11 protein-coding genes are annotated in these 13416 nt (G+C 72.8%); 3 read left to right on the top strand and 8 right to left on the bottom strand.

The genetic code is table 11. The features are described 5' to 3' along the window. The first annotated feature begins 112 nt into the window (after nt 1–112). Together ACWDX7_RS21740 and ACWDX7_RS21735 are read left to right on the top strand one after the other, a co-directional pair. Nucleotides 113–1303: a ThiF family adenylyltransferase gene (locus ACWDX7_RS21740; protein WP_451490394.1), complete on the top strand. Its 1191-nt coding sequence runs from the start codon at nt 113–115 to the stop codon at nt 1301–1303. Between the two features lie 81 nt (nt 1304–1384). Then, entirely contained in the window at nt 1385–2713 is a 1329-nt protein-coding gene (locus ACWDX7_RS21735) for an ABC1 kinase family protein (RefSeq protein WP_451490393.1), read from the top strand. Nucleotides 2714–2735: 22 nt separating this feature from the next. Here ACWDX7_RS21735 and ACWDX7_RS21730 read toward each other — a convergent pair whose 3' ends face one another. The 5 genes from ACWDX7_RS21730 to ACWDX7_RS21710 form a co-directional block, all read right to left on the bottom strand. Then, complete coding sequence (locus tag ACWDX7_RS21730; RefSeq protein WP_451490392.1) at nt 2736–2945, bottom strand: hypothetical protein; 210 nt, start codon at nt 2943–2945, stop codon at nt 2736–2738. Between the two features lie 107 nt (nt 2946–3052). Beyond that, nucleotides 3053–3382: a hypothetical protein gene (locus tag ACWDX7_RS21725; protein ID WP_451490391.1), complete on the bottom strand. Its 330-nt coding sequence runs from the start codon at nt 3380–3382 to the stop codon at nt 3053–3055. Next, nucleotides 3379–3747 carry a WhiB family transcriptional regulator gene (locus ACWDX7_RS21720; protein ID WP_451490390.1) on the bottom strand — a complete coding sequence of 123 codons (369 nt, stop codon included), beginning with the start codon at nt 3745–3747 and terminating at the stop codon, nt 3379–3381. Before ACWDX7_RS21720 ends, ACWDX7_RS21725 begins: the two co-directional genes overlap by 4 nt. Before the next feature lie 195 nt (nt 3748–3942). After that, on the bottom strand, nt 3943–4266 hold the full coding sequence (locus tag ACWDX7_RS21715; RefSeq protein WP_451490403.1) for a hypothetical protein: 324 nt from the start codon (nt 4264–4266) through the stop codon (nt 3943–3945). Nucleotides 4267–4446: 180 nt separating this feature from the next. After that, nucleotides 4447–6612, bottom strand: a complete 2166-nt coding sequence (locus ACWDX7_RS21710) for an ATP-dependent DNA helicase UvrD2 (RefSeq protein ID WP_451490389.1) — start codon at nt 6610–6612, stop codon at nt 4447–4449. Nucleotides 6613–6815: 203 nt separating this feature from the next. On the opposite strand from ACWDX7_RS21710, the gene ACWDX7_RS21705 reads away from it, so the two are divergent. Then, complete coding sequence (locus ACWDX7_RS21705; RefSeq protein WP_451490388.1) at nt 6816–7076, top strand: mycoredoxin; 261 nt, start codon at nt 6816–6818, stop codon at nt 7074–7076. A gap of 230 nt (nt 7077–7306) precedes the next feature. Here ACWDX7_RS21705 and nudC read toward each other — a convergent pair whose 3' ends face one another. The 3 genes from nudC to ACWDX7_RS21690 all read right to left on the bottom strand — a co-directional run bounded on the left by nudC (nt 7307) and on the right by ACWDX7_RS21690 (nt 13395). Further along, nucleotides 7307–8251, bottom strand: a complete 945-nt coding sequence (gene nudC, locus ACWDX7_RS21700; protein WP_451490387.1) for an NAD(+) diphosphatase — start codon at nt 8249–8251, stop codon at nt 7307–7309. Between the two features lie 70 nt (nt 8252–8321). After that, the gene (locus tag ACWDX7_RS21695; protein WP_451490386.1) at nt 8322–9746 is read right to left on the bottom strand and encodes a dipeptidase; all 1425 of its coding nucleotides are present in this window, start codon (nt 9744–9746) and stop codon (nt 8322–8324) included. A gap of 10 nt (nt 9747–9756) precedes the next feature. Continuing rightward, nucleotides 9757–13395, bottom strand: coding sequence for a UvrD-helicase domain-containing protein (locus tag ACWDX7_RS21690; RefSeq protein WP_451490385.1), 3639 nt, complete (start codon nt 13393–13395; stop codon nt 9757–9759). Nucleotides 13396–13416 lie beyond the last annotated feature (21 nt).

Below are 13416 nucleotides of genomic sequence, written 5' to 3'. Positions count from 1 at the left end.
CATATGACGGATATGCCCCGCCTGTGGACAAAATTCCGCACGGATCGCGACGGGCGGGCAATGTGGCGCGAGAGGGAGAAAGAAGAGGCACGGGGATCGAGGGGGACTGGCGATGTATCCGAAGGTGAAGCCCGCGCTGGCACGGGCCTGGCGCGATCTGCAGACCGTGCAGTTCGGGGTGACCCCCGCCCACGCGGTGGTGCTCGGACCGGTTGACACGGCGACCGGTTCGCTCATCGACCGGATCGACGGGACGAGGGGGATGGAGCTGTTGCGGGCCGAAGCCGCCGGGATGGGACTGCCGGCCGGCTTGGCGGACGAACTGGTCCGGCGGCTGGCCTCGGCCGGGCTGCTCGACGACGCCACGGCCGGCGGGCCGCGGGCGCAGGCCGTGCGCGCCCGTCCCGGGACCCTGGAGCGGCTGGGGCCCGATCTGGGCTCGCTCTCCCTCGTCCGCCGGGAGCCGGGCGGGGACTTACGGGCGGTCGCCGCGCGCCGGGCGATACGGGTCCAGGTGCGCGGCAGCGGCCGGGTGGGCGGGGTGATCGCGGCGGTCCTGGCGGGAGCGGGCGTCGGCCGGGTGGAGGTGCTCGACGGCGGCCGGGTGGAGCCGGCGGATGTGGCGCCGGGCGGGCTGGGGCCCGGGAGTGTGGGCCGACTGCGGGCGGAGGCCGCGGGCAGGCTGATGCGCGAGGCCGCCCCGGTGCGGGCCCCGCGGGCCGGGGAGGGCGAGGGGCCGGAGGCGGGGCTGGCCCTGGTGGTCGTCGCCCCGCGGGACGGACTGCACGCGTGGGCGCCCGACCCGGACACGGCCGCCGACTGGGTGGCCACTGGCGTCCCCCACCTGTATGCGGGGGTGCTGGAAGCTACCGGGGTGGTCGGGCCGCTGGTGCTGCCGGGTGCCACGGCGTGCGCGGGGTGCATGGAGCGCGAGCGCGTGGACCGGGACCAGGCGTGGCCCAGGATGCTCGTCCAGTGGCGATCGGCCCACCGCCGCCGGGCGAGCGCGGCCTGCGACCTGGGACTGTCCACGGCGGTGGCCGGGCTGGCCGCGGCCCACGCGCTGTCCTTCCTCGACGGGGAGCTGCCCGCGTCGGCCGGCTCCCGCTGGGAGGCGGCCCTGCCCGCACTCCACTGGGAGCCCTGCGCGGTCTCCCCGCACCCCGACTGCCCCTGCGGCGCGGCCGTTCTTCCGGAGGCGGACCTCGAAGCCGGGGGCGCCACCGCCCGGGAAGGGGGCCGTCGAGTGGTCATGGAGCGGGCGGGGGGAGGATCGGGCTCCGGGGGCGGAGCGGGGCCATGACAGGATGCGTTTCGTCCGAGAGGCACCTTGCCCTCATGAACCGCCGCTTGCGGCGCAGCTGTCTGGGAAATGGAGGGGCGTATGTCTGATCTTCCCCGGAAGGCGGTCACCCGTACCGTCAAGCTGGCCGCGCTGCCGCTCGGCATCGCGGGCCGGGCCACTTGGGGGCTGGGCAAGCGGATCGGCGGCAAGTCGGCGGAGATCGTGGCACGCGAGCTCCAACAGCGCACCGCCGAACACCTTTTCCGCACCCTGGGTGAGCTCAAGGGCGGAGCCATGAAGTTCGGGCAGGCCCTGTCGGTCTTCGAATCCGCCCTGCCGGAGGAGGTCGCGGGCCCCTACCGGGCGGCGCTGACCAAGCTTCAGGAAGCGGCCCCGCCCCTGCCGGCGGCGACGGTGCACCAGGTGCTGGCGGAGCGGCTGGGCGCGGACTGGCGGGATCTGTTCGAGGAGTTCGAGGACAAGCCGGCCGCGGCGGCCTCGATCGGGCAGGTGCACCGGGCGGTGTGGCACGACGGCCGGCAGGTGGCGGTCAAGGTCCAGTACCCCGGGGCCGGTGAGGCGCTGTTGTCGGACCTCAAGCAGCTGGGCCGGTTCGCGGGACTGCTGGGACCGCTGGTCCCCGGCATGGACATCAAGCCGCTGATCAGCGAGTTGCGGGACCGGGTCTCGGAGGAGCTGGACTACGAGCTGGAGGCGGAGGCCCAGCGGACGCACGCGGACGCGTTCGAGGGCGATGCGGATGTCGTCGTACCGGATGTCGTGCACCAGGGCGACCAGGTGCTGGTGACCGAGTGGGTGGAAGGGACGCCGCTGTCGGAGGTGATAGCCGACGGCAGTCAGGAGGAACGCGACCGCGCCGGGCAGTTGCTGGCCCGGTTCCTCTTCTCCGGACCGGCCCGCACCGGACTGCTGCATGCCGATCCGCACCCCGGCAACTTCAGGCTGATATCGGGTCCGGACGGACGGATGCGGCTGGGCGTACTGGACTTCGGCACGGTCGACCGGTTGCCGGGCGGCTGGCCCAAGCCCATCGGCAGGTCGCTGCGGCTGACGCTGGACGGGGACGCCGACGGCGTCTATGGGCACCTGTGCGCCGAGGGGTTCGTGAAGAAGTCCATCGAACTGGATCCCGACGCCGTGCTGGACTACCTCAAGCCCATCATCGAGCCCGCCGAGGCGGAGGAGTTCACCTTCACCCGTCCGTGGCTGCGCGGCCAAGCGGCGCGGATAGCCGATCCACGCTCCCCGGCGCACCAGTTGGGGCGGCAGATCAACCTGCCCCCTTCCTACCTGCTGATCCACCGGGTCACGCTGAGCACCATCGGGGTGCTGTGCCAGCTGGGCGCGACGGTGCGGCTGCGGGAGGAACTGGAGTCCTGGCTACCGGGGTTCCTGCCCGCGGAGTAGCGGACCCCGGGCGCCGGGCCCGTCACCACCAGGAGGAGTCGAGCCTGCCCTCGATCGCCCGGATGTTGGCCCGGGCGCAGTCGTGGCAGAAGTACTGCCTGCTGCCGTTCTCCACGGAGCAGGTCCAGGTGGGCGGGGCACCGTCCGGGGCCCGTGCGCCGCAGCGCGCGCAGACGACGGGCTGGTCCTCGCTGCCCGGAGGGTGGGCGGGGTGGGGAGTCGGCTGGTCCACCTCCCGACGATATCGCCGCCGGGCCGGACAGCGCTCCGCAACGCACCGGGGGGACCGGTCCGTTCGGACCGGTCCCCCCGAGAGTGTTATTCGGCGGCCGTCAGTTCTTACTGCATGACGGCCATGGCCAGCGCCCGCCGGGCGCGCAGCGAGACGCGCTCGGCTCGCCGCTGCATGCGGCGGGCGGCGACCAGGCGCAGGGCCTGACGCTCGGCGTCGGCCTCACGCATGCGGTCGTCCATATGGGCACGAGCCAGGGCTTCTGGGATGAGTTGCATTTCACGGGTCCTGTTCTGACGCGAGGTGTTCGCGCCGGCGGTGATGAAGTCTGCGGTGGCGGCACCGTGCGGCTGCTCGCTCGTGGTGTGCGGGGTCATGAGGGCCTGCTTCAGGGGGTCGTGCGTGAGGGGGCGGTCGATGGTTCCGATGGCGTTCATACCGCTACCGGGTTCTTGCGCGGGCGGCCACGCGGCCGCTTGCGGGCGACGACCACACCCTGGACGAAGAGCTCGCCACCCCAGACGCCCCAGGGCTCCCGGCGCTCGACCGCCCCGGCGAGGCAGGCCTCGACCAGCGGGCAGGTCCGGCAGAGGGACTTGGCGTACTCCACGTCGGCCGGGGACTCGGCGAAGAAGACCTCGGGGTCGTAGGTGCGGCAGGGGACGGGTACGCCGAGGTTCTCGATGGCGTCGTCGAGCGCGGTGAGCGCGGTGAGCGGGGTCAAGGCGGAGTCCTCCGGGACTGCGGGCGGGGAGAGCTTTTGGGTCTGCGGTACGGACGGGGCGTGCGCTTCGAGTTGCACGGTGGTTTCTTCCTCGTCTGGTCGGCTAGTCGTTCCGGCCGGTCGGCCGGGTCGGCTGGGCTGCGTTCTCACACCGACTGGTTCTGCCAGTCCCGAGGCCCCTTCGCGCTGTCGTCCCCGTACGGGGACAAACAGAAGGGCCGCGGATCCCGGGTGGGGTTCCGCGGCCCTGAAGGCGCCGGCCTGATCATGCGATCAGGCTGGATCACTCCAGGGTTCGAGCCCGCGGAAGGCCCACATCAGGTGGTGCTGCTGCTTCGTCTGGTTCTTCGTCTGCTTCTGGGATCCGGCACCGGCTGCGGCCGCGAAGCCATAGGCGCCATGCGCCTGGGCTTCCAGTACTGCCACCGGTGCCTGGGTCGGTCGCTCATTGCGCTCGCTCACGGGAAGAGCGACCAGCAGGGCGGAGCTGTCAGCGCACAGCGCGGACAGACCGGTACCCGGAATCGCCAGGAGCGAGGAGGAGCCGAGCGGGCAGGAGGCGGCAACCGAGTGATCGGTCATTTTGGTGATGGTCATGAAGCTGGTCACGGGGTCTCGCCTCCTCTCGGCGTCTCGGGGACCGGGCCCGGGGGCCTGTCCCATGCGTATTCGGATAAGTACAGCACGGATCCAGGGCTTCGGAGAAGCCACCGTTTCCGTTGCTAAGAACCTATGGGGATTCGCCGGGCATGCGCAAACTATTTTTCCGACGAGTTTCTACGCGTCGTCAGAATCTTCGGTGCCCGGCTCTTGACCTGCGCAGATGGCCAGGACGTCGGCTCCGTACCGCTCAAGCTTCCGGCCTCCCACGCCGGAGATCATCGACAGCTCGCCCTCCTCGGACGGCGCGGCCTCCGCGATCGCCATCAGCGTCTTGTCCGTGAAGACGCAGTACGCCGGCAGGCCCTGCTCCTTCGACTGGGCCGAGCGCCAGTCGCGCAGCCGCTCGTACAGCCCCTCGTCCATGTCGGACGGGCAGTCCTCGCAGCGCATCAGCTTCAGCTCGCCGGCCTCGGTCAGCGTCTTGCCGCAGACCCGGCACAGCACCGGTCCGCGGCGGCCGCGCTTGCGGGCCCCCCGCTCGGCCGCGCCGCCCGCCGTGCTGCCCGGGGCCGCGGAGCCCGGCCGCAGGCCGTTCAGGAAGCGGCTGGGGCGTCGGGAGGCCCGGCCGCCCGGAGCACGGGAGAGCGCCCAGGAGAGCGTCAGGTGCAGCCGCGCACGGGTGACCCCGACATAGAGCAGCCGGCGCTCCTCCTCGACCTGCTCGTCCGTCTTGGCGTACGTGATCGGCATCATGCCGTCGGTGAGCCCGACGAGGAAGACCGCGTCCCACTCCAGGCCCTTCGCCGCGTGCAGTGAGGCCAGGGTGACGCCCTGCACGGTCGGGGCGTGCTGTGCGGCCTTGCGCTCTTCCAGCTCGACCGTGAGGTCCCCCAGGGTGGCGCCCGGCCGGGTCCTGGCGAAGTCCTCGGCGAGGCGGACCAGCGCGGCGAGCGATTCCCACTGGTCGCGGACGGCGCCGGAGCCGGCGGGCGGCTCGCCGGTCCAGCCGATGGAGCTGAGCACGGCCCGCACCTGGGAGCCGAGCTCGACCACGTCGTCCAGGAGCGGGTCGTTGCCGCCGGACCGGGCGGCTCCGCGCAGCGCGAGGATCGCCTTCTGCACCTCCTGGCGCTCGAAGAACCGCTCGGCTCCGCGCAGCTGGTAGGGGACTCCCGCGTCGGCGAGTGCCTGCTCGTAGACCTCGGACTGGGCGTTGATGCGGTAGAGGACGGCGATCTCCCCGGCCGGGACGCCGGCGGCGATCAGATCGCGGATCCGGCCGGCGACGCCCTCGGCCTCGGCGGGCTCGTCCGGGTACTCGGCATAGACCGGGTCGGGACCGGTCTCGCGCTGGGAGATCAGCTCCAGCCGGTGTTCGGCGGCCCGGCCTTTGGCCTGGTTGAGGAGGCCGTTGGCCAGGTGCACGACCTGGGGGGTGGAGCGGTAGTCGCGGACCAGCTTGACGACCGTGGCCTGCGGGTAGCGGACGCGGAAGTTCAGCAGGTGGTCGGGGGTGGCGCCGGTGAAGGAGTAGATGGTCTGGCTGGCGTCGCCGACGACGCAGAGGCTGTCGCGCTCGCCGAGCCACAGGTCCAGCAGCCGCTGCTGGAGCGGGCTGACGTCCTGGTACTCGTCCACGACGAAGTGCTGGTACTGGGCGCGGATCTGCTCGGCGATGTCGTGGCGGTCCTGGAGGATGCCGACGGTGAGGAGCAGCACGTCCTCGAAGTCGATCATGCCGCGGTCGCGCTTGAGCTGCTCGTACGTGCCGTAGATCTGAGCGATTTCCGCCAGATCCCGAGGGGCCTCGCGGCCCGACTTGAGGGCGGCCGCCGGATAGTCGGCGGGCACGGTCTGGGTGACCTTGGCCCACTCGATCTCACCGGTGACATCGCGCAGCTCATTGCGGTCGAGGCGGACCCGGCACCGCGCGCCTGCCTCGGCGACGAACTGGATCTTGCGCTCCAGCAGCCGCGGCACCTCCCCGCCGACCGCCTTGGGCCAGAAGTACTGGAGCTGGCGCAGGGCGGCGGAGTGGAAGGTCCGCGCCTGGACACCGCCCGCGCCGAGGGAGCGCAGGCGGCCGCGCATCTCTCCGGCGGCCCGGTTGGTGAAGGTGACGGCCAGCACGCTGGCCGGCATGAGCTGGCCGGACTGGACGCCGTAGGCGATGCGGTGGGTGATCGCCCGGGTCTTGCCGGTGCCGGCGCCCGCCAGCACGCACACCGGCCCGCGCAGGGTCGTCGCGACCTCGCGCTGCTCCGGATCGAGGCCCAGGAGCACCGCGTCGGCCGAGTCGGCGGCGGCGGGGAAGGATGAGGAGTGCGTTGCTGCTGTCACCCCGCCATGCTGCCAGGTCTGGTGGGTCGGCCGGGAAAGTTGTCCACAGACCGCCCCTGTCCGTCGTACTTGTCACACCACACCTGATGGACCCGCGGCACCGGCCGTACGGGAATGGCGGCGGGGTCCCGTACGTTCGGGTACTCGGACGACCGAGACCTCACTCGACGCCTCACTCGACCCCTCACAGAGGAGACCGCAGCATGCAGGACACGGGTTCCGTGACGATGTACAGCACGACCTGGTGCGGCTACTGCCGCCGGCTGAAGACCCAGCTGGACCGGGAAGGCATCGCCTACAACGAGATCAACATCGAGCTGGACGCCGAGTCCGCGGCGTTCGTCGAGAAGGCGAACGGCGGCAACCAGACGGTTCCGACCGTCCTCGTGGTCTCCCCCGCCGGCAGCGAGTCGGTCATGACGAACCCGAGCCTGGCCCAGGTCAAGCAGGCCCTCGCCGTCTGATCCCGGACGTCGTCCGGATCCCTCGGACGGCGGCTCTGACATCTGGGGTGTCCCGGATGTCGCGGATGTCTTCAGACGCGGCACGCGCCGGCCGCGCGTACAGAAAGGCCCCCGCCGAGGGGGCCTTCTGCTGTGACCGGCGCGGGGACCGGCGTGCGCTCACGCTCGCGTGATCCGCGTGACCTGGTGACCCGGCGTGCGGCCCGGGCGGCCGGCTCGTGTGCGACGCGTCACGCGTTCGGCCGCGGCAGCGGCTTTCCGTACCAGCGCTCGACCAGCCGGGCCGCGATGGAGATCCCGCCCGAGGGCGGCAGCACCTCGCCCGCCTCGATCGCCGCGCGCAGGTCCTCGCGGGAGAACCAGCGGGCCTCCTCGATCTCCTCGCCGTCCACCGTGATCTCGGAGGTCACGGCGCGGGCGGTGAAGCCCAGCATCAGGCTGTACGGGAAGGGCCACGGCTGGCTGGCGACGTACTCGACCTCGCCGACCTTGACGCCGGCCTCCTCCCACACCTCCCGGATGACGGACTGCTCGATCGACTCGCCCGGCTCCACGAACCCGGCCAGCGTCGAGAAGCGCCCCTCCGGCCAGTGCACCTGGCGCCCGAGCAGCGCGCGGTCCTGCTCGTCCGTGACCAGCATGATCACGGCCGGGTCGGTACGCGGGTAGTGCTCGGCGCCGCAGCCCGGGCAGCGGCGGATGTGCCCGGCGGCCGCGACCACCGTGCGCTCTCCGCAGCGGGAGCAGAAACGGTGCATCCGCTGCCAGTTCTCCAGCGCCACGGCGTGCACCATCAGCCCGGCGTCGCGCGGGGGCAGCAGCAGTCCGGCCTCGCGCAGTCCGGCCGGGCGGGCCGACTGGTCCATCCGGCCCGGCAGCGAGTCCTTCTGCAGGGCGAAGTACCGTACGCCGTCCTCGTCGGTGCCCAGGAAGTAGCGGTGCGTCTCGGTCACCGGGGCCTCGAAGGCCGGGGTCATCACGATCCCGGTGCCTCCGTCGGGGGTGTCGTCGATCAGGACCTGGCCGCCGGAGACGACGAAGACACGGGTCGTCGGGTGGCTCCAGGCCGCGGCGAGCCACGCCTCGTCCAGGCGGTGGTGCGCGGCGCGGTCGATTCCGCTGGGCGCGGTGAGCGAGACAGGGCGCTCGGTGTAGGTGCTCACAGGTACTTCCAACTCCCCCGGTGTGGGACAAGGCAGGTGCTCGATGGGCTCGCGGCCTGGCATGCCGCGTGTGGCGTTGGGATCAGGTGGTGTCGCCCCGGCCGCGGGTGGCCGTGGCGGTGGCGGCCAGGTCGCTCCAGAGGTAGGCGGTCGCCTCGACGCCCTTGAGCAGGAGGTCCAGCTCGACCTTCTCGTTGGGCGCGTGCCAGCCGTCGGACGGGACGGAGATGCCGAGGAAGAGGACAGGCGCCCCCAGGACGTCCTGGAGGTCCGCGGCGGGTCCGGAGCCGCCCTCCCGGGTGAAACGGATCTTCTGGCCGAAGGCGCGGCCCATGGCCCGTACGACGGACCGCAGGGCCGGGTGGTCCAGCGGCGTCAAGCAGGGCCGGGTCGGGGCGCCGAAGATGATGGAGTGCCGGATTCCGGCCGGGACGCGCGCGCTGACCCACTCCCTGACGGCCGCCTCCACCTCGTACGGATCCTGCCCGGACACCAGGCGGAACGACAGCTTCAGGTGGGCGGAGGAGGGCACGATGGTCTTGCCGCCGGGGCCCTGGTAGCCGCCTCCGATGCCGTTGACCTCGGCCGTCGGCCGGGCCCAGACCCGCTCCAGGGTGGAGTAGCCCGCCTCGCCGGAAGCCGCGTGGGACTTGGCCGTACGCAGCCACTCCTCCTCGTCGAAGGGGAGCTCGGCGATCAGCGCCCGCTCCTCGTCCGTGAGCTCGGCGACGCCGTCGTAGAAGCCGGGGATGGTGACCCGGCCGTCGGCGTCGTGCAGGGCCGCGACCAGGCGCGCGGCTACGGCGGCCGGATTGGGCACGGCTCCGCCGAAGGCACCGGAGTGGATGTCCTGGTCCGGACCGTGGAAGTCGATCTCGCAGTCGGCGACGCCGCGCATGCCCGTACAGACGGTGGGGGTGGTCCCGGACCACATGCCGGTGTCGGAGACGATCACGACATCGGCGGCGAGCTCGGCGGCGCGCGCCTCGACCAGCGGGCGGAAGTGGGTGGAGCCCGACTCCTCCTCGCCCTCGATGAGGAGCTTGAGGTGCACGGCGGGGGCGGCGGCCCCGGTGGCCGCCAGGTGGGCCCGGACGCCCAGGGTGTGGAAGAAGACCTGCCCCTTGTCGTCGGCGGCGCCCCGCGCGTACATCCGGCCGTCCTTGACGACCGGCTCGAAGGGGTCGGTGTGCCAGCCGTCGGCGAGGGCGGCGGGCTGCACGTCGTGGTGCCCGTACACGAGGACGGTCGGAGCGTCCGGGTCCGCGCTCGGCCAGTGGGCGAAGACCGCGGGCGCGCCGGGCGTCTCCCACACCTCGGCCACCGGGAAACCGGTCTCCTTCAGCTTCGCGGCCAGCCATTCGGCGCTGCGGCGCACGTCACCCGCGTGCTCGGGCTGCGCCGACACGGACGGGATCCGCAGCCACTCGGCGAGGTCGTCGAGGAAGGCCGCGCGGTGGGTCTCGATGTACGTGCGGACGACGCTGTCCGGCTGGCTGTCGCTCATGCCCACGAGCCTATCCGTCCGCCTGAGCGGCACTCTCCCGGCCCGTTTCCCCTTGGAGGATCCGCTCAAGACGGGCACGGCCCGGGAGGTCGCGGGGGCGGATGACGCGCCCGCTGCGGACGTGCAGGAAGGCGCCCGTGACCCGGTCCAGGGGGGTGCCGGTGGCTTCCGCCCAGGCCAGGCGGTAGACGGCGAGCTGGAGGGGGTCCGCCTCGGTGGTGCGGCCGGTCTTCCAGTCCACGACCTCGTACGAACCGTCGTCGTTCTTGTACACGGCGTCGATCCGCCCCCGGACGACCCGGCCGGCGAGCGTGAGCTGTACCGGGGCCTCCATGCGGTACGGGGTCCGCTCGGCGTACGGACTCCGCTCGAAGGCGGCCTTGAGGAAGTCGAGATCGGCCTCGTCGGCGATCTCCTGGTCGGAACCGGGGAGCTCGGTGGCGGGGTCGAGGACGTCCAGCAGCGGAAGCGGGAGCTCGTCGAATCGGGACTCCACCCACGCGTGGAACCGGGTCCCCTGGCGCGCCGCGGGCTGGGGCGGCTTGGGCATCGGGCGGGCGAGGTCCCGTACGAAGCCCTGCTCGTCGGCGGCGAGCCGGAGCAGCTGGCTGGCGGACAGCGAGGCGGGGAGCTCGACGTCGCGGACGGCCGCGCGGGCACGGCGCAGCTCGCCCTCCAGGGCGTCGAGGTCCCGGTCCCAGGAGGCGACGGCCCGCGCCTCCTCGGGGGTGAGGCCGCCATCGCCAGGCGCACCGCTGGGGCGGCCGCTGTGGCCGGCCCCGGCCCCGGAATCGACCGCCGGGGCGGCGGCGCCGTCGCCGGAAGGGAGCCCGTCGGGGGCCCAGAGGTCTTCCGGCCAGAGGTCGTCGGGGTACGGGGCCTGCGGCGCCGGCTCTGCATCGGCGTCGGCACCGGCATCGACATCGGCATCGGCATCGGCATCAGCAAGGGGACGCGGGGGCTCCGCGCGGACGGGAGACGGCTCCTCCGCCAGCGCCTCGTACGGCCACGGCTCCTCGGCGTCGGACGGCTCCTCGCAGTGCGGGGGCCAGAGGTAGGGGTCGTCCTCCGCCGGATCCTGAGCCGAAACCGCAGCCGCTGCTGGTGCCGCTGCCGCTGCCGGCGGAGGCGGGGCCGCGAGGTAGGACTCCACCAGGGCTGCCGCCGCCCGGCGTAGCGCGAGGGATTCCGGATCCAGCGGGAGCGGCCAGGAGTGATCGCCCGTGTCCTCGGCCGTGGAGAGGACGGGATTCTCGTCGGACGGCTCCGGTTCGGCCGCCCAGGCCTCGATCTCGCCGGCACCGGCCGCGCAGTGCTCGTACAGGGCGGTCAGGAACGCGGACGGGCCGCGGCGCTTCTTCTGGCTCGGACCCCACCAGTGGCCCGAGGCCAGGAGGAGCGAACGGGGGCGCGTGAAGGTCACGTACCCCAGGCGCAGTTCCTCCGTGGCCTTGTGGTCCTTCAGCGCCGCCTTGAAGGCCTTCAGACCGGCCGAGGTCCACTCCGGGTCGGCGGGCAGGGTGGGCGCGTCGCCGCGCAGGGCGTAGGGCAGCACCTTCGCGTACGAGGTCCAGGCCTCCGGCGCCTTCTCCTTCGGGAAGGCCCCCGCGCACAGGTCCGGGACCACCACCACGTCCCACTCCAGCCCCTTGGACTTGTGGGCCGTGAGCACCTTGACCGTGTTCTCCCCGCCCGGCAGGGCGTGGTCGAGGCCCTTCTCGTACTGGGCGGCGGTGCGCAGGAAGGCCAGGAAGGCCAGCAGCGAGGCTTCGCCGTCGAGCGCCGCGAAGCCGGCCGCCACGTCCATGAAGGCGGAGAGCGTCTCGCGGCGGCGGGCCGCCAGCGCGTGCGGGGACGCGGACAGCTCCACCTCCAGGCCGGTCACCGCCAGCACGCGGTGCAGTACGTCCATCAGAGGGTCCGCCAGCGAGCGGCGCAGGTCGCGCAGTTCCTGGGCGAGGTGGGCGAAGCGGACCCGGGCCTCCGCCGAGAAGGGCAGGTCGTCCGGGGCCTGGGCATGCCCCGCGCCGTCGAGGAAGGTCTCCAGGGCGTCGGCGAGCGAAACGATCTCGGCCGGGTCGACCCCTTCGACCGCCGCCGCGAGCCGCTCGTCCGGATCGTCCGCCGCACCGGTGGCGCTGCGGCCGACGAGCATCCGCGCGCGACGGCCCAGCAGCGCCAGGTCGCGCGCCCCGATGCGCCAGCGCGGGCCGATGAGGAGCCGGACGAGGGCGGCATTGGCCCCCGGGTCCTGGAGCACCTCGCAGACGGCGACGAGGTCCGCGACCTCCGGCAGGTGCAACAGCCCCGAGAGCCCGACGACCTCCACCGGCACGTCCCGGTCCACCAGAACGGCCTGGATCTGCGCGAAGTCCGCGGCGGAGCGGCACAGCACCGCGATTTCCCGCGGTTCGGTCCCGGTGCGGACCAGGTGGGCGACGGAGTCGGCGATCCACCGCAGTTCCTCGGCGTGCGTCGGCAGCAGCGCGCAGCGCACCCAGCCGGCCCGCTCCTCGCCGGGCGCCGGACGCAGTGCCTCCACCCCCTCGTGCAGGGCGCGCAGCGGGGCGGCGAGCCCGTTGGCCAGGTCCAGGAGGCGGCCGCCGCTGCGCCGGTTCTCGCTGAGCGAGTAGCGGGTGGCCGGGCGGCCGTCGGCGTACGGGAAGTGCTCGGGGAAATCGTCCAGGTTGGCCACGGACGCACCGCGCCAGCCGTAGATCGCCTGGCAGGGGTCGCCGACGGCCGTGACCGCGTGCCCGCTGCCCGCGCCGAAGAGGCCGGACAGCAGCTGCCGCTGCGCCACCGAGGTGTCCTGGTACTCGTCCAGCAGGACCACCCCGAACTCCTCGCGCAGCAGCGCCCCCACCTCGGGCCGGGTGGTGGCGAGCCGCGCCGAGAGGGCTATCTGGTCGCTGAAGTCGAGGAGGTCCCGGGAGCGTTTGGCGGCGCGGTAGCGGCCGACCAGCTCCAGCAGTTCGAGGCGGCCGCGGACGGCTTCGGGGACCTTGCGCAGGTCGTCATTGGTGAGCCGGGTGCCGCCGAGGAGGTTCAGCAGGGCGGTGTCGTACTGACGCAGCTCGTCCGGATCGACCAGGTGCTCCGAGAGCTCACCGTCGAGCGCGAGCAGGTCGCTGACCAGAGCGGGGATCGACTTGGTGAGCGCCGGGTAGGGGCCGGGGGCCTCCCGCAGCACCTTCGCGGCGAGCTGGAAGCGGGTGGCGTCGGCGAGGAGGCGCGAGCTGGGTTCCAGACCGATGCGCAGGCCGTGGTCCTTCAGCAGCTGGCCCGCGAAGGCGTGGTACGTCGAGATGCGCGGCTCGCCGCCGCCCGTGCCGGCCTCGGCCGGGGAGGGGTCCGGGTCGGTGATGCCGGCCCGGGCGAGGGCCTTGCGCACGCGCTCCGACAGCTCCCCGGCGGCCTTGTTGGTGAAGGTCAGACCGAGGACCTGTTCGGGCGCGACCGCTCCGGTGCCGACGAGCCAGACGACGCGTGCGGCCATGACCGTGGTCTTGCCGGAGCCGGCGCCGGCGACGATGACCTGGGGGGCGGGCGGCGCTGTGACGCAGGCCATCTGTTCGGGCGTGAAGGGGATGCCGAGGAGCTCTTTGAGCTGCTCGGGGTCGGTGAGGACGGACGGACGCGCGGACACGTGAAGAGGCTAGCCGCCCCC

It is taken from the genome of Streptomyces sp. NPDC003034 (genome assembly GCF_053591375.1).
The sequence above is the reverse complement of the archived record's forward strand: the minus strand, read 5'-3'. Positions and strand labels throughout refer to the sequence as shown.